Genomic DNA, 14,277 nt, shown 5'->3' on the forward strand with positions numbered 1-14,277 from the left:
GGATGATGAATCACTCTGCCAAGGCCAAACCGAATGGGCTGAAGAACAGTCTCCGTGAGCCGTTCCAGGGCTTTGGGCTGGGTTTGCGCCCGCCTCATTACAACAGCTTTCTTGCCCAGCCGCAGGCGGTGGATTGGCTCGAGGTCATCTCCGAAAATTACATGGTCCAGGGCGGAAAACCGCTTGCGATGCTCGACAGGATTCGCGCCGACTACCCAATCGCGATGCATGGTGTGTCGATGTCGATTGGTTCCGTCTCTCCCTTAGACCACGATTATCTGCAGCGCCTGAAAGCGCTTGCGGACCGTGTCCAACCGATGTGGGTTTCCGATCACTTGTGTTGGACCGGTGTGCACGGCACGAACCTGCACGATCTTTTTCCCTTACCTTATACCGAAGAAGCCTTGCGACACGTTGCCGCGCGCGTTCGCGAGGTGCAGGAAACGCTTGGGCGCCGTCTGGTGCTCGAAAACGTTTCAAGCTATATCGATTACGCCAGTTCAGAGATGAGCGAATGGGCGTTTCTGACCGCCCTTGCGGAGGAAGCCGACTGCCTGCTGCTACTCGATGTAAACAACATCTACGTAAGCGGCATGAACCACGGCTTTGACCCGCGTGACTTCATCGACGGTGTGCCAGCGCACCGCATCCAGCAGATTCATGTAGCCGGGCACTCAAACCTGGGTGACGTCATCATCGACACCCACGATGCGCCGGTACCCGACGAAGTGTTTGATCTCTACGCCTATGCATGCCGTCGCTTCGGGCAGGTCAGCACGATGATCGAGCGCGATGATGCCATTCCGCCGCTGGAGGACCTGATCGCGGAACTCGACCGGGTCAGGGCCGTGGCGGCTCGTCACACCCCTGTGTGGGATCGAGAGGAGGCATTCGCATGACTGATTACGCCCCTCGTTCGTTAGCCGATCTGCAAGCGGGACTGCAAAACTATGTTTTGGGCGATGGTGTTTCGGACGACATTCTTTCCGAGCTGACGGGCGGTGCTTCTGACCAGAGTAAGCGGCGCCTGCATATCTACCATTCTGGCTATCGCTCGCGGATGAACGAGGCGCTCCAGTCTGCTTTTGAACAGACTTGGACCTATCTCGGAGACGACGTTTTCGACGCAATTTGCACACGCTACACCGAGACGAATCCATCGCATTCGCCGAATCTGGGCGACCATGGCCGCAACTTCCCACGCTTTCTGCAGCACGCTTTGTCTGCCGATCCGGAAATCGCCGAGCTGGCAACCATGGACTGGCGGCTCCACAGCGCCTTCGATGCACCGAATGCCGCCATTCTCACCGGTGAGCAATTGGCAAATGTCGGCGAGGCGCAGTGGGCGTCGCTGGGATTCGTCTTCCACCCGTCCGTTTCGCTCGCTCAGTTCGAGTGGAACGCACTGGAAATCTGGCACGCGCTGGATCAGAAGCAGACACCGCCAGTCGCCGAAAAGCTGAACAGCCCGGTAGGACACCTGTTCTGGCGCAGCGACCAGCGAAGCTACTTTCGCACACTTGAGTCGGATGAGTATGCCGCACTTAAGGGCCTGCTTGAGGGGCTTGGTTTTGCACAAGTGTGTGAGCAACTCGCAGAAAGCTATCCGAATACCAGTATTGACGCGTCGATTGGCACCTGGCTGGCGCGTTGGCTGGCGGATGGGCTGTTGTCGGAGGTCAAGCCGGGGCCTGTTTGAGTGACACCGTAACCCTTATCGGCGTGCTTTGGCCGACCGTAAAATTCAGGAGTCTGACATGTCCATATCCAAAATCTCACAACCCGAGATCACCAAAACCAACACCACCCGCACCATGACCGCTGCTGCCATGGCGCTCGCCCTGGGTTCTGCGATCTCCATCGCTGCCGTTCCGGGTGTTGCCCAGGCGGAGGGCATGGAAAAGTGCTATGGGGTTTCGCTCGCGGGCAAGAACGACTGCGCCGCCGGGCCGGGCACCACCTGTGCGGGCACGTCCACTATCGATTATCAAGGGAACGCCTGGACGCTGGTTCCGAAAGGCACTTGCGAGGAGACCGCGTCACCTACCTCACCCACAGGCTTCGGACAGCTCGAAGCCTTCGAGGAAAAGTAGCAATGCTGCCCACACGGGCAGGCCTGGGCCTGAAACCAGAGCACTTTCGGGACATTCTGGAATCGGGCCCAGACATTGGTTTCTTTGAGGTTCATGCCGAGAACTACATGGTTCCGGGTGGCCCTATGCACCATTATCTGGGGAAAATTCGTGAGCACTACCCGTTGTCATTGCATGGGGTAGGGCTCTCGATCGGAGCCGACGCTCCCCTGGACAAAACACATCTTGATGCGCTGGCGGTGCTGATTGATCGTTATGCGCCGCAGGTTTTTTCCGAGCACCTGGCCTGGTCGAGTCATGGTGACTTCTTTCTCAATGATCTGTTGCCGCTGCCATACACGGCCACCACCCTGAACCGTGTGTGTGACCACATCGATCAGGTGCAGGCTCATCTGGGTTGCCGCATGTTGCTGGAGAACCCGGCGACCTATCTGGAGTTCTCGACCTCGACCCTGTCGGAGACCGACTTCATCAGCGAAGTAATACGCCGCACGGGCTGTGGCCTGCTGCTCGACGTCAACAACGCCTATGTTTCGTGCATCAACCATCACCGCGAGCCCGGGGCTTATATCCGTGCATTACCGCTTGACCGGGCGGAGCAGATTCACCTTGGTGGTTTTGCCTCCCAGGCCGATGCCAACGGCGACCCGCTGCTTATAGACAGCCATAGCGCACCCGTTGCGCAAGACGTGTGGGCACTCTATACCGAAGTACTTGAGCAAATGGGGCCGACTGCCACGCTGATCGAACGCGATAACGACATTCCGCCATTTGACGTTTTGCTGGCCGAGGTCAATCTCGCCGACTCGTACCTTGTTGAAGCAGGAGGCCAACGTGAGTGAGCAGACAGTATTCGCCAGCGCATTGCTTGATCCGGCGCAACCCTGCCCGGACGGGTTACGGGCGTGGAACGGTTCCGATCCGAACCAGCGCTTTGCGGTGTATCGCAACAACATCGTGGTATCACTGATTGATGCACTCGCTGCCACGTTTCCTGTTTGCCAACAACTGGTTGGCGAAGCCTTCTTCCGCGCCATGGCCAGGGTGTTTGTGGTGGCGCAACCACCGCGTTCGCAAATCCTGACCTTCTACGGGCGCGAATTTCCGGCCTTTATCGACACCTTTAGCCCGGCATCATCAGTACCCTATCTGGCCGACGTGGCCCGGCTCGAAAGACTACGACTCGACGCATTCCATTCTGCCGATGTTGAGCCGCTTGGCACGGAGGACATAACCGGAGTGCTGTCTGCTCCCCATCGGCTACCCGGGCTTCGCATGGATATCCATCCCTCGGTGGCGGTGCTGCAATCACGGTTCGCCGTGCTTTCGCTATGGGCCGCGCACCAGCAGGCAACCCCTGAATTGGCCCGTGTCGAGCCCCTGCAACCAGAATCCGTATTGGTGCTGCGTTCCGGGCTGGAAGTCCAGTGCATCGATATCGCAGAGGCCACCGGCGTTTTTATGGATCGACTGATACAGAAGGAAACGTTGTCGCAGGCTGAACAGGACGCCAAGGCATGCGAGCCCGGTTTTGATCTTGTTGCAGCGCTGACCCTTTTGCTGCGCTGGCAGATCATTACCTCCCTTTACCCCGGAGATGAACATGGACAACTCGACTGAAACCGATGCTCAAACCTCAACCGCTACGGGTGTCCTGCCAGGTCTGATCAAGCAGGCAAACACTCTTTTCGGACGCATTCCGGACACCCTGATCGCTATGATCGCCCGCTTTTCGATTGCCGGCGTGTTCTGGAAGTCAGGCCAGACCAAAATTGAAGGGCTGGCCATCGACATTGTCTCCGGTGAGTTCAGCCTGGGGGTACCACGGTTGTCGGACAGCGCGCTCTTTCTGTTCAAGGAGGAGTACAGTCTGCCGTTGATCGCCCCCGAGCTGGCGGCCTTGATGGCGGCGTTCGCCGAGCATCTGTTTCCGATTCTGCTCTTGTTGGGACTGGCTACGCGTTTCTCGGCGCTGGCCCTGCTGGTGATGACACTGACCATCCAGATATTCGTCTATCCCGGTGCCTGGCCAACGCACGGGGTATGGGCGGCGGTGCTGCTTTATCTGATGGCTTACGGGCCGGGTTGGTGTTCAATTGACCACTTCATCGCGGTACGTTACCGGCGCTGAAGTGCATCCAAACACTTTTTTCCTATTTCATATATCATGGGTGTTTAGTTGTTGGATAAGCCAACAGTTAACGTGGAGAACACCATGAGCAAGAAGCCCGAGAAAGTGACACTAACCTCTGCCACCATTGAAGAGCAGACGGCAGCTTTTTTAAAGGCTGGTGGGGCCGTTGAGTACGTAGGTAAGGGTAAGAGTGGCCAAGAAACCTCAGCGGGCCCGAAGCAGATTAGCGTGAAATAGTCACCGGGGCAGATCTGGTTCTGAAGCGCAGGGATTAAAGCGTTAATGAAAGTCGTAAACCCAGTCCTTGTTTTTCTACTCTCTATGATCTTTGCAGTCTCTGGTCATGCAAAGATTTATAAATGGGTGGATGAAGACGGGAAGATTCATTTCAGCGATCGGGAAGACCATCGCGTTGAGCAGGAAGTTGTCAACGTGAAGCCTGGCGCGTCGAAATGGTCGCGTTTTGATATCAAGATTAAAGCCGTCGATGTGGAGCTGAGTGAAGAGGAAAATCAGCAGATTGTTGATGGTGTGAACAACGTCTACGAGTTCTTTGACCGTGTGATGTCCTTTGATATGTACAGGACGGTTCCGGTCAATATATTGATGTTCAAGGATAAGGCTGAATACCGGAATTACCTTGTTCGCAGGAATAAAGGTCTGGCGGTTGCTTCATACGGCCTGTATATACCTTCCGAACACCAGATAGTCGTCTATGTGCAGGAAAACAGAAGCCGCACCTTTGAAACGATCAAGCATGAGGTGAGCCACGCGGTTGTCGATACCATCGTTCCTTATGCGCCGCTCTGGTTGAATGAGGGGCTTGCCGAGCAGATGGAAATGCTGGAACGTGATGAATCGGGCCTGTACTTTGAACGTCATCAGGAAAACAGTTGGGTGGTTGCTCAGGCCCGTGAACAGGGCCGTTTAACGGGCATTTCACAGTTTCTGAAATTATCCAGTTATAAGTGGCGCCATTCAGAGCTGTCGGGGCATGGGAGTTTGAGGGCTCAATCCGGTCAATTCCTGAGTTTCCTGCTCTCCAAACCGACCCGCCGCAACTTCGTGGTGCGGCTGATGCACAACTTCAACCGGGGTGACCGCACTCTCGCATACTACCTGGTGGATGATAATTACATCGGCGGAGTCAGTATGTTGGATTTGGACTGGCGGCGTTGGCTGCACGAACAGGGTAACGACATCATCCGGTTTTAACCGTCGGTCGTTGCTCTTCATCTTTGAAAACCCGCAATGAGAGGACTCACTATGCCTCACGTTCGTTTTACCCACCTGCTCGGTTTTGCGTTTCTTGTTGCTGTTCTCGCTGCCTCTGCCGCTCATGCTCATCACGGTTGGGCCTGGGCCACGGACGAGGAATTTGAAATCACCGGTACCATCCAGTCAATGCGCCTTGGTAATCCCCATGGCGAGGTCACGATAGACGTTGATGGCGAGGCATGGGTTGTGGAAGTCGGCCAACCCTGGCGTAACGACCGTGTCGGGCTCAGTAAAGAGATTTTGAGCGTCGGCCGGGAAATGACCGTGCACGGTCACCGTTCCGCCAAAGAGGGCGAACGGTTGGTCAAGGCCGAGCGGATTGTCATCGATGGGACGAACTACGACTTGTATCCCGGTCGTGATTCCTGAGCCTGGGAATGATTGAGCCGGCGCTGGTCTTTGTTGAAAACCTGGCCTTTGTATCGGCGCTGCGCAATTCCACCCTCGCATACCCGCTGATCAACGCCGGGCATATTCTTGGTGTTGCCCTGCTGATTGGTGGAATTGTGCCGCTGGATCTGCGTTTGCTGGGGCTCTGGCGCCGCTACCCTGTGATGGTGTTTGTCGATGTGCTTCGAGTCACCTCCGCGTTTGGTTTGGGGTTAGCGGTGGTCTGTGGTTCGCTTCTATTCGCCACAGCGGCGGTGGACTACGCCGGGTCGATGTTGTTCCGGGTCAAGATGGTGGTTGTCCTGTTGGGAGTGTCGAACGCGTTGCTACTTGCTCGGGTGTTAAAGCGCCGGGATATACGGAGCCTCCCAATGGGTGCTTCCATGCCTTTGCCCTTGAGGGCAGGTGCCTTGATGTCTCTGGTGTTCTGGATGAGTGCGCTGACTCTTGGCAGGCTATTGGGCTACTTCTGAGCAGGCGGGTAGCGACAGGAGTTGCCGCTACCCGGTGTTTCGAAGGCTAGCTGAATGCAGGTTCAAGAGGTTTACTGCCAGCAACCCGTTTCATCCACGCCATGTCCAGTGGAACAAGAATGTTCACTGCGAACAGCACCCAGCCCAACGCCTGCAGGCTCTCCGCAAACCACAGCATCAGGGCGAGAGACAGCAGGGCCCAGCTGACATCCACAACCATCATCAGGTTGAAGTATTTCTCCAGCCACCGTGCGTTCATGGCCATAGCGGCCATATCCACGCACCAGAGCAACATCACTATGCCCACCACCAGATAGAAGGTTGCGCCGGGACCTCCCGCTAACTGGGCGATCGGTTCTGCGGCCAGGATCAGTGCCAATGCCAGTGGCGTGGAGAGGAAAACATCGCTCAGGACGATCTGTTTTACGCTGAATTGACGGACGAAGTTTTTCATAGGATCACCTCAATCGGGTTTCACAATGTGTTGGACTACGCTACAAAGCATCTACCTGGGCGGTGATGGGCACAATTACCTGTGAGGTAATGGTGCAGCACACCCTTGAGGAAGATAATCGCTGAACACTCGAATATTCACAGGAACTACCATGAGCGCCTTCGGTACGCTTTTTAGAGAAATGCGGCAGGGTAAACGGTTGAGCCAGATGGATTTCGCCCTGGAATGCGAAGTATCGGCGAAGCACATCAGCTTTCTGGAAACGGGCCGAAGCCAGCCCAGTAAGGGCATGGTTCTGCATTTGGCGCAGATGCTTCAGACGGATCTGGCGGCGACCAACCGCCTGCTGTCTGCGGCGGGTTACAGCCAGGTTTACAGCGATCAGGATTTGAACGCGCCAGGCATGGCAATGATCAAAGAAGCGCTTGATCACCTCTTGCAGGCGCACCTGCCGTACCCGGCGGTTGTCTTTGATCACGAGTACTATCTGGTGATGGCTAACACGGCCATGCAGGCGATGATGGTAAGAATGGTGGAACTGGGTGCTCACTTTCCCGCAAGGCCGAACTTTCTGCTATCGCTGTTGGACAACGAGGGCATGAAACCCTTTGTGGGAGATTGGGAAAACATCGCATGCCACATGCTGCAGCGGGTCTACCATGAGCATCTAGCCGGCCCCTTCCGGGACCAGCCCAACCGATTGCTGGAGCATGCCTTGACTCTGCCCGGCGTTCCGCAGAACTGGAAAAGCCACGTGGTGGAACATCTCGACTACCCGGCGATTCCTTTTACCCTGAACCTGGGAGATCAGCAGCTTAGAATCTTTTCGACCATTGCAACGATAGGCACGCCTTTGGATGTCACCGCACAGAACTTGCGGATCGAGCATTTTTTCCCAATGGATGAGCGTAGCAAGGCTTTCTGGCAAAGCTGAAGCGGGCTGCTGCCGGGGAAAAGACTTCCGGGCCGGCGAGGTAGATGCGTTTGGATCGTGTCATGGGGAATCAACTGGTCATCAAAGGCCGAAAGGTACGTGTTTCCTGTTTTATCCTACCGCACCGTCTTTCCAGTGGCATAATTCAGCCTGTTAATAATAACCACGGAGCGACGGTATGTCTCTGGCTGAAAAAATCTGCCTTTCAGCGGCTTTCCTGTTTTTTATGACAGGCCTGCTTACCGGCATTTGGAAATACCGGCATATGGCGCGGAGTGAGGACGCTACCTCGCCGGTATATGTGGATATCGCTCACCGCAGTTCGCTGCTCTACAGCTTTGCGGCGCTGCTGCTGGCGGCGTTCAGCGCTCATAGTGTGCTGGCTGATTGGGTTAACACGACTGCCGCCGTGGCTGCACTGGTGTTTTTCGCCTTTGCAATTGGTACCTATGTGATTCACGGCCTGCTTCAGGATACAGACAACCAATTGCGCCGGCCCCACCGCCTGGGTAAGCGGCAGTTGCCGTCCTGGGTGACCGGGTTCTTCATGCTGTTGCTGATCGTCGGGGAAGTCGGCGGGGCGCTCGTTCTGGGTGCAGGCGCAATGCTGGGAATCTGGCAGGGTTAAGTAGGAGATATTCACTGCACCGCCTTGCGAACGTTCGGACTCGTTAAGCTCCAACACACTCGATGATTTCAAGCGACGCAGGCAGGCCTATCTGTTTTCCGGCACTAATGAAGTCGGTGTAGAAGCGATCCACATACTTGAATGAGGCAACTTTACAATGAGAGCTTTGGGTCCATTTGCTATGGTTGGCCACCAGCAAGCGTGACCGGGTGTTGGAAATGATGGCCCGGCTGACTTCGGCCTCGCGGATATCAAAATCCATCAGGCCATGCTGTGGGTCCATGCTACCGGTGCTGATGATGCCAAAGTCGGTGATGAAGGAGCTGAAAAATCCGGTCACTTCCGGCCCGACCACATCATGGTGGTTGTGCCGGTATTGCCCACCGGAAACGATGACTTCGATGCCGGAATTGCCGGAAAGCGCAGAGGCCACACTGAGATTGTTGGTCAGGATGCGCAGTGACTGATGATGAATCAGCGCTTTCGCCACCAGTTCGATGGTGCTGCCGACTCCCAGGCTGACGGTGGCGCCTTCAGGAATATCCATTGCAACCCGCTGAGCCATCTGCTGCTTGGTGGCATGATGATGGATCCGCGCGTTTTCAACGGGAGAAACCGTGGCACTGGCCGGTAGGCTGACGCCGCCATAACGGCGACGTAGCACACCCTGTTCGCACAGTTTGTTGATGTCTCGGCGAATGGTTTGGGTGGTGACTCCAAAGCGTTGGGCAATGTCTTCAACCTCGACATGCTTCTGCTCGTTCACCCAATCCAGAATGCTTTTTTGCCGATCTTTGGCGCCCATCAGATTAGATACTCGGTCCATTACCCCTGGCTTGATCACACAGGATGTGTTTCGGCCTGCGGCAGGTCGGATTCGGTCCGTTGCCTCAGCCAGTTTTCGGCCATTTCCGCGAAGCCCAGCCCGGAACGCTGGCTGACAACGGCGGCCGGCCGATGGGCCATCCCGGGCAGATGCTTGCGAATGTTTGCCACGCCAACACTTAGTGGAAAACATCGAAACATGCTTTCGTCATTGGGTGCGTCACCAATGAAAACTGCGCGCTGTTGCAACGCCTGCAGATCCAGTCCCAGCACTTCCTGCCCTACACGCACGGCCATCGTGGACTTGTCAAAATCGCCGAGCCAGACGTTGAGGTGAATTGAGCTTTGCCGAACGTTGAAGCCCTGGCCAACCAGAGCGTTATGAAGAGCCGCTACTTGCTCTGAGCTTAAAGACTGCTGCTGGTTGTAGTCGACCGCTACATCGACATAGCGGAAGGCCTGGTCGCTGGCGAGTTGTGGCTCGAAGTCCAGATCCAGTGCGGCGACTGCAGTCAGTATGGCCTCTTGGTCGCGCTTATGGACGGCTGCGTCGTTCCAGTAGTGCCAGCGGACCGTCTGGGGGGCGGTCCTCTCGGCGTAGAAGGCGCCGCCTTCACCAATTACGGCAGTGACCGGCCAGGTCCTGATGATCTGGTCGCACCAGCCGGCGCAACCCCCGGTCACCGGAATCACGCGAATGCCAGCCGCCGCCAGTCGGCAAAGGGCCAGATAGGTTTCTGGCAGCAATTGACCATTAGTGGTCAGGGTATCGTCCACGTCGGTGAACAACACGTCCGCTTGGCCAAAGTTAAAGCTGTTTGTCATGGAATGGATTTTCCGCGTCAGATAACTTTCTTGCGCAAGGCGCTGGTTAGCGCTTCGCCCAGAATCACCAATACCACAATAGCGAGCAGAATCGTGGCCACCGTCTGCCAGGCAAACAGGTCGATAGACCCTTGCAGCAGCACTCCGATGCCACCGGCGCCCACCAAACCAAGCACGGTGGATTCACGGATGTTGATATCCCAGCGCAGGATGATGATGGCAAAAAAGGCTGGCATTACCTGCGGCACGATCGCGTACAGCACTACTTTCATTTTGCTGGCGCCGGTTGCCTGCATAGCTTCGACGGGGCGGCGATCGATCTCCTCGATAGCCTCGCCCATCAGTTTACCAATGAAACCGATTGACCGGAACATAACCGCCAGAATGCCCGCAAGTACCCCGGGGCCGAAAATGGCGACGAACAGCAGGGCCCAGATGATGGTGTTTACTGAGCGGCTGGACACAAGAATAAACCGACCGAGCCACAGGGTGGCCTTGTTCGGCGTGGTGTTCTGCGCCGCGATATAGGACACCGGCAGGGCAATGAATATCGTGAGCATGGTAGACAGGGTGGCAATGTGTACGGTTTCCAGCATGGCCGCGAAGATGGCATTCCAGGTGCTGAACTCCGGTGGCCACATGCGTGCGCCCAGGTTCTGGATCTGGTTGGGGGCGTCCCACACCCAGGGCCAGAAAATGTCGATGTCACGCACCGCCCAGACAATCGCAATCAGGGTTACCAGGTAGATCCCATAGCGGGTCCACTGTTCTTTCCGGTCGTAGCGGGACCAAACACGGTCAGTCAGTTTCGCAGCGTGATCTACCATACTTTTTTCCTCACCCATCCGCTTATGCCTTCGCTGACCAGAATGATGCCAATAATCATCAGCAGAATGGCAAAGGCGAAGTCGTAATCGTAACGTCCGAACGCATTCATCAGTGTGCCGCCAATACCGCCTGCTCCGACAATGCCAACCACCGCGGAAGCGCGCAGGTTGCTGTCGAGCTGGTACATGGATAGCCCAATCTGGCGTGGCATGATTTGCGGAAACACGCCGTAGATCAGCATCTTCAGATATCCTGCGCCGACGGAGCGCATGGCTTCCACCTGGCCCCAGTCGATTTCTTCGATTTCTTCGGCCAACAGTTTGGCCACGAACCCGATGGAATAGAGTGTCAGGGTCAGGATGCCTGCCATGGGGCCAAACCCGACGGCCGCCACAAACAGGATGGCCACGATGACCGGGTGGAAGCTGCGGGAGATAATGATGATAGCGCGCCCCACCAGATAGACTGGCTTCGGAGCCACGTTTTTGGCAGCCATCACCGCAATAGGTATCGACAGAAACACCCCAAGCAGGGTTGCCAGGAATGCAATCTGGAAGCTTTCCTTGAAGCCGGTCCACAAGAGTCCGGCACGCTCAAAGCTGGGAGGAAAGGCTCCACCGAATATTTTGGCGGCTCGGGGCAGGCCCTCGGAAATTCGCGCCCAATCAAAGGGCAGCGTGGAGAAAGCCCAGTAGAGATAAGTCAGGGTAACGGCGATCAAGCCATAGCGGAGCCAGGGGTTGGCTATGAACGGGGGCTTCTTCCAGACCCTGCCCGACGTCATGTCGGTTGCAGTTCTGCTGGTGGTCATACGGTCGCCTCCTGGGTTTGGGCGCCGGCCTCAGCCGCATCCTCGTCCGGGGACTCAATGCCGCCGTAAATGGCATCCAGCGCATCCTGGTTGAAGTCCTTGGGCGAACCGTCAAAAATCATCTGACCGTGCCGCATACCCACAATGCGATTCGTGTACATCCGCGCCTGAGTGACGTTGTGGATGTTGATCAGCACCGGCAGCGACATTTCGCTGGCCAGGGTTTGGAGCAGGCTCATGATCTGCTGAGAGGTTTTGGGGTCCAGCGACGCGGTTGGCTCATCCGCCAGCAGAATCTCCGGCTCCTGCATCAGTGCCCGCACTACGGCTACCCGTTGCCGTTCACCCCCGGACAACTGGTCGGCTCGATTATTGGCGTAGTGGGCGATACCCACGCGCTCCATCAGGTGGAAGGCGCGATCGATATCCGATTGAGGGAAGCGGCGGGTCAGGGCCTGGAACAGTGACACATAGCCCAGACGCCCGGACAGTACGTTCTCCATGACCGTCAAGCGATCAATCAGGTTAAACCCCTGAAAAACCATGCCGATACGCCGGCGGGAATGTCGTAATTCGCTGCCGCGAAGATTGACCAGTTGGTGGCCATTCAACTTGATCGAACCCGATGTGGGCTCAACCAGCCGGTTGATGCAGCGCAGCAGTGTGCTTTTCCCCGCGCCCGAAGCGCCGACGATGGAAACGACGCTGCTGCCGTCAACCTCAAGATCCAGGCCTTTTAGCACCGGCTCATTGTGCCCGTATCGCTTTACCAGGTTGGTAATTTCTAACATGAATTCACTCCGGCCAGAGCTTCCGGCCATTGGCCGGAAGCGCCTGTTGCTCTTATTTCAGATTGTCGGGCGTGTACTGAACGCCGTTGGACGCCTGGATGGTGCGAATTACGCGCCAGTTGTCCTTGTAGTTGATGGGGATGAAGGTCTCGACGCCCTCAAACTCTTCGCCCAGCTCGGTGCCGGAAAACTTGAAGCTGTAAAAGGCTTCACGAATTTTCTCGACCAGCTCGGGATGCAGGTTGTGGGCGTGGTTATAGGAGGTTGTCGGGAACCGGTCGGACTCCCACACCAGACGCACATCTTCCTCGTCGTAAAGCCCACGTGCGGCCATACGCTCAACCACTTCCGAGGCTACAGGGGCCGCGTCGTAATCCTTGGCCACCACGCCGAGCATGGACTGGTCATGGCTGCCGGAGAAGGTGATTTCATAGTCGTCACCTGGTACCACGCCCATTTCCGGGAACAGGGCACGGGGGGCCTGGTTACCGGAGTTCGAGGTAGGGGAGGTGTGTGCGACGCGCTTACCTTTCAGGTCGGTTATTTCATGGATGTCGGAATCGACGTGGGTGTAGACCTGAAGCGAGTAGCCGAACTGCCCGGAGTCTGAGCCCATCAAGGCGAAGGGCACCGCACCGGCGAGATTAACCGCGAAAGGCGTTGGGCCGGTAGAAAAGCCCGCCACATGCAAACGGCCGCTGCGCATGGCTTCCACTTGCGCGGCGTTGGATTGCACGGCGAAGAAGCGAACATCCTTGCCTGTCACTTCAGACAGATGATCGATGAAGGGCTGCCAGATGTCGGAATAGATGGCGGGGTCTTCAACCGGCGTGTAGGCAAAGATCAGAGTGTCGGGATTCACCCACTCTGATTCGTCCGCTGGCAGGTCAGCAACCATATCGCCGTTTTCGTCGCAGTACTTGGCGTCTAGCGAGCCTCGCTCGTAATCCGCAAATGCCTGACCGCTGAAGCCGACCAGCAAGGCGGATGCCGCCAGAGTCACCGACGGGAGAATACCGGGGAACACTTTCTTAGACAGATTCATTCTTTTTCTCCATGTGGAGCGGTCCATGCCTGAGGTTTCTCTGCCTCGCATTGAACATCCGGGAAGGACCAGCTCACTCAGCTTGTTATTATCAGATGTTCAATTGAACATTCAGCTTAACAGCAAATGTCCATTAGACAAGGTCAGAAAGATCTGCCCAGGAGAGTTGGTTTTGTGGCGGGTGAGGCTTATGCTCGTCACACATTTCTTATCCGGGAGTCGCTTTATGGGTCTGGCTATCGCATTACATGTTCTCTCTGCCGTGATTTGGGTTGGCGGTATGTTTTTCGCCTATATGGCCATGCGGCCAGCAGTGGTGGAGGTCATTGATGCATCGCAGCGGGGTACGCTTTGGTGTCACACCCTGTCCCGGTTTTTCCGCTGGGTATGGGTGGCGATCATACTGTTGCTGGTGACCGGTTACTGGATGGTCTTCAGCGTATTCGGTGGCATGGCGGGTGCCGGCTGGCATGTCCATGTGATGCAGGGGCTGGGGATTGTGATGATGCTGCTCTATTGTCACGTCTATTTTGCCCCCTTCCGGCGGTTAAAGCAGGCCGTTGCCAATCAGGACCCACAGGAAGGCGGGCGCCAGGTGGGACAGATCCGCAAGCTGGTGGGCACCAACCTGATTCTCGGGCTGGTCGTCGTGGTGATCGGTGCTGGCGGGCGCTATCTGTAGGCCTATCTGGTAGCGGATAACGCCTTGTGCTGTTGCCCTGTCGTCTTTTTTCTTTGCGGACTGCACGGGGATTTGCAAGAACTCAT

General features: G+C 56.4%; 20 protein-coding genes. 13 read left to right on the forward strand and 7 right to left on the reverse strand.

The window, feature by feature from the left end:
* The first annotated feature begins 2 nt into the window (after positions 1-2).
* The 10 genes from B2590_RS00355 to B2590_RS00400 all read left to right on the forward strand — a co-directional run bounded on the left by B2590_RS00355 (position 3) and on the right by B2590_RS00400 (position 6,368).
* Positions 3-899 (forward strand): DUF692 domain-containing protein, encoded by an 897-nt coding sequence (locus B2590_RS00355; protein ID WP_286811898.1) that lies wholly within the window; start codon positions 3-5, stop codon positions 897-899.
* On the forward strand, positions 896-1,699 hold the full coding sequence (locus B2590_RS00360) for a DNA-binding domain-containing protein (RefSeq protein ID WP_286811897.1): 804 nt from the start codon (positions 896-898) through the stop codon (positions 1,697-1,699). Before B2590_RS00355 ends, B2590_RS00360 begins: the two co-directional genes overlap by 4 nt.
* 58 nt (positions 1,700-1,757) lie before the next feature.
* The gene (locus tag B2590_RS00365; RefSeq protein ID WP_286811896.1) at positions 1,758-2,093 is read left to right on the forward strand and encodes a DUF2282 domain-containing protein; all 336 of its coding nucleotides are present in this window, start codon (positions 1,758-1,760) and stop codon (positions 2,091-2,093) included.
* A 2-nt stretch (positions 2,094-2,095) separates the two neighbouring features.
* Positions 2,096-2,935 (forward strand): DUF692 domain-containing protein, encoded by an 840-nt coding sequence (locus B2590_RS00370; protein WP_286811895.1) that lies wholly within the window; start codon positions 2,096-2,098, stop codon positions 2,933-2,935.
* On the forward strand, positions 2,928-3,713 hold the full coding sequence (locus tag B2590_RS00375) for a DNA-binding domain-containing protein (protein WP_286811894.1): 786 nt from the start codon (positions 2,928-2,930) through the stop codon (positions 3,711-3,713). Before B2590_RS00370 ends, B2590_RS00375 begins: the two co-directional genes overlap by 8 nt.
* Positions 3,697-4,224 (forward strand): DoxX family protein, encoded by a 528-nt coding sequence (locus B2590_RS00380; RefSeq protein WP_286811893.1) that lies wholly within the window; start codon positions 3,697-3,699, stop codon positions 4,222-4,224. Before B2590_RS00375 ends, B2590_RS00380 begins: the two co-directional genes overlap by 17 nt.
* Positions 4,225-4,308: 84 nt before the next feature.
* Positions 4,309-4,464 (forward strand): hypothetical protein, encoded by a 156-nt coding sequence (locus B2590_RS00385; protein WP_007152729.1) that lies wholly within the window; start codon positions 4,309-4,311, stop codon positions 4,462-4,464.
* A 45-nt stretch (positions 4,465-4,509) separates the two neighbouring features.
* Positions 4,510-5,442 carry a DUF4124 domain-containing protein gene (locus B2590_RS00390; protein ID WP_075196958.1) on the forward strand — a complete coding sequence of 311 codons (933 nt, stop codon included), beginning with the start codon at positions 4,510-4,512 and terminating at the stop codon, positions 5,440-5,442.
* A gap of 51 nt (positions 5,443-5,493) precedes the next feature.
* On the forward strand, positions 5,494-5,874 hold the full coding sequence (locus tag B2590_RS00395; RefSeq protein ID WP_007152727.1) for a DUF6152 family protein: 381 nt from the start codon (positions 5,494-5,496) through the stop codon (positions 5,872-5,874).
* A gap of 8 nt (positions 5,875-5,882) precedes the next feature.
* Entirely contained in the window at positions 5,883-6,368 is a 486-nt protein-coding gene (locus B2590_RS00400; protein WP_036209231.1) for a hypothetical protein, read from the forward strand.
* Between the two features lie 46 nt (positions 6,369-6,414).
* On the opposite strand, the gene B2590_RS00405 is transcribed toward B2590_RS00400, so the two are convergent.
* Complete coding sequence (locus tag B2590_RS00405) at positions 6,415-6,822, reverse strand: hypothetical protein (protein WP_036209234.1); 408 nt, start codon at positions 6,820-6,822, stop codon at positions 6,415-6,417.
* A gap of 151 nt (positions 6,823-6,973) precedes the next feature.
* On the opposite strand from B2590_RS00405, the gene B2590_RS00410 reads away from it, so the two are divergent.
* Positions 6,974-7,756 (forward strand): helix-turn-helix domain-containing protein, encoded by a 783-nt coding sequence (locus tag B2590_RS00410; protein ID WP_199447098.1) that lies wholly within the window; start codon positions 6,974-6,976, stop codon positions 7,754-7,756.
* A 178-nt stretch (positions 7,757-7,934) separates the two neighbouring features.
* Entirely contained in the window at positions 7,935-8,384 is a 450-nt protein-coding gene (locus B2590_RS00415; protein ID WP_007152723.1) for a hypothetical protein, read from the forward strand.
* Positions 8,385-8,427: 43 nt separating this feature from the next.
* Here the strand turns inward: B2590_RS00415 and B2590_RS00420 are convergent, their stop codons facing one another.
* From B2590_RS00420 to phnD, 6 genes are read right to left on the reverse strand one after another with little or no spacing between them, the layout of a single operon-like run.
* Positions 8,428-9,210, reverse strand: a complete 783-nt coding sequence (locus B2590_RS00420; protein WP_226909945.1) for a DeoR/GlpR family DNA-binding transcription regulator — start codon at positions 9,208-9,210, stop codon at positions 8,428-8,430.
* Positions 9,211-9,224: 14 nt separating this feature from the next.
* Complete coding sequence (locus tag B2590_RS00425; RefSeq protein ID WP_036209242.1) at positions 9,225-10,034, reverse strand: HAD-IIB family hydrolase; 810 nt, start codon at positions 10,032-10,034, stop codon at positions 9,225-9,227.
* A 17-nt stretch (positions 10,035-10,051) separates the two neighbouring features.
* Positions 10,052-10,861, reverse strand: a complete 810-nt coding sequence (phnE, locus tag B2590_RS00430) for a phosphonate ABC transporter, permease protein PhnE (protein WP_007152720.1) — start codon at positions 10,859-10,861, stop codon at positions 10,052-10,054.
* Positions 10,855-11,673, reverse strand: a complete 819-nt coding sequence (gene phnE / locus B2590_RS00435) for a phosphonate ABC transporter, permease protein PhnE (protein WP_051947015.1) — start codon at positions 11,671-11,673, stop codon at positions 10,855-10,857. The genes phnE (B2590_RS00430) and phnE (B2590_RS00435) overlap by 7 nt, the downstream gene beginning before the upstream one ends.
* A complete protein-coding gene (phnC, locus tag B2590_RS00440; protein WP_036209245.1) occupies positions 11,670-12,464 on the reverse strand; it encodes a phosphonate ABC transporter ATP-binding protein in 795 nt (264 codons plus the stop codon). Before phnC ends, phnE (B2590_RS00435) begins: the two co-directional genes overlap by 4 nt.
* Positions 12,465-12,516: 52 nt before the next feature.
* Positions 12,517-13,509: a phosphate/phosphite/phosphonate ABC transporter substrate-binding protein gene (gene phnD, locus B2590_RS00445; protein ID WP_286811892.1), complete on the reverse strand. Its 993-nt coding sequence runs from the start codon at positions 13,507-13,509 to the stop codon at positions 12,517-12,519.
* Between the two features lie 226 nt (positions 13,510-13,735).
* Between phnD and B2590_RS00450 the strand changes: the two genes are divergently transcribed.
* On the forward strand, positions 13,736-14,191 hold the full coding sequence (locus B2590_RS00450; RefSeq protein ID WP_286811891.1) for a CopD family protein: 456 nt from the start codon (positions 13,736-13,738) through the stop codon (positions 14,189-14,191).
* The last annotated feature ends 86 nt before the right edge of the window (positions 14,192-14,277 follow it).

It is taken from the genome of Marinobacter sp. UBA3604 (genome assembly GCF_002375325.1).
Taxonomy (GTDB): Bacteria; Pseudomonadota; Gammaproteobacteria; order Pseudomonadales; family Oleiphilaceae; genus Marinobacter; species Marinobacter salarius.

What these genes read in the sequence shown, in the direction of transcription:
- B2590_RS00355 (WP_286811898.1), top strand. Translation starts at nt 3, where the DNA reads ATGATGAATCACTCTGCCAAGGCCAAACCGAATGGGCTGAAGAACAGT.
- B2590_RS00360 (WP_286811897.1), top strand. Translation starts at nt 896, where the DNA reads ATGACTGATTACGCCCCTCGTTCGTTAGCCGATCTGCAAGCGGGACTG.
- B2590_RS00365 (WP_286811896.1), top strand. Translation starts at nt 1,758, where the DNA reads ATGTCCATATCCAAAATCTCACAACCCGAGATCACCAAAACCAACACC.
- B2590_RS00370 (WP_286811895.1), top strand. Translation starts at nt 2,096, where the DNA reads ATGCTGCCCACACGGGCAGGCCTGGGCCTGAAACCAGAGCACTTTCGG.
- B2590_RS00380 (WP_286811893.1), top strand. Translation starts at nt 3,697, where the DNA reads ATGGACAACTCGACTGAAACCGATGCTCAAACCTCAACCGCTACGGGT.
- B2590_RS00385 (WP_007152729.1), top strand. Translation starts at nt 4,309, where the DNA reads ATGAGCAAGAAGCCCGAGAAAGTGACACTAACCTCTGCCACCATTGAA.
- B2590_RS00390 (WP_075196958.1), top strand. Translation starts at nt 4,510, where the DNA reads ATGAAAGTCGTAAACCCAGTCCTTGTTTTTCTACTCTCTATGATCTTT.
- B2590_RS00395 (WP_007152727.1), top strand. Translation starts at nt 5,494, where the DNA reads ATGCCTCACGTTCGTTTTACCCACCTGCTCGGTTTTGCGTTTCTTGTT.
- B2590_RS00400 (WP_036209231.1), top strand. Translation starts at nt 5,883, where the DNA reads ATGATTGAGCCGGCGCTGGTCTTTGTTGAAAACCTGGCCTTTGTATCG.
- B2590_RS00405 (WP_036209234.1), bottom strand. Translation starts at nt 6,822, where the DNA reads ATGAAAAACTTCGTCCGTCAATTCAGCGTAAAACAGATCGTCCTGAGC.
- B2590_RS00410 (WP_199447098.1), top strand. Translation starts at nt 6,974, where the DNA reads ATGAGCGCCTTCGGTACGCTTTTTAGAGAAATGCGGCAGGGTAAACGG.
- B2590_RS00415 (WP_007152723.1), top strand. Translation starts at nt 7,935, where the DNA reads ATGTCTCTGGCTGAAAAAATCTGCCTTTCAGCGGCTTTCCTGTTTTTT.
- B2590_RS00420 (WP_226909945.1), bottom strand. Translation starts at nt 9,210, where the DNA reads ATGGACCGAGTATCTAATCTGATGGGCGCCAAAGATCGGCAAAAAAGC.
- B2590_RS00425 (WP_036209242.1), bottom strand. Translation starts at nt 10,034, where the DNA reads ATGACAAACAGCTTTAACTTTGGCCAAGCGGACGTGTTGTTCACCGAC.
- phnE (WP_007152720.1), bottom strand. Translation starts at nt 10,861, where the DNA reads ATGGTAGATCACGCTGCGAAACTGACTGACCGTGTTTGGTCCCGCTAC.
- phnE (WP_051947015.1), bottom strand. Translation starts at nt 11,673, where the DNA reads ATGACCACCAGCAGAACTGCAACCGACATGACGTCGGGCAGGGTCTGG.
- phnC (WP_036209245.1), bottom strand. Translation starts at nt 12,464, where the DNA reads ATGTTAGAAATTACCAACCTGGTAAAGCGATACGGGCACAATGAGCCG.
- phnD (WP_286811892.1), bottom strand. Translation starts at nt 13,509, where the DNA reads ATGAATCTGTCTAAGAAAGTGTTCCCCGGTATTCTCCCGTCGGTGACT.
- B2590_RS00450 (WP_286811891.1), top strand. Translation starts at nt 13,736, where the DNA reads ATGGGTCTGGCTATCGCATTACATGTTCTCTCTGCCGTGATTTGGGTT.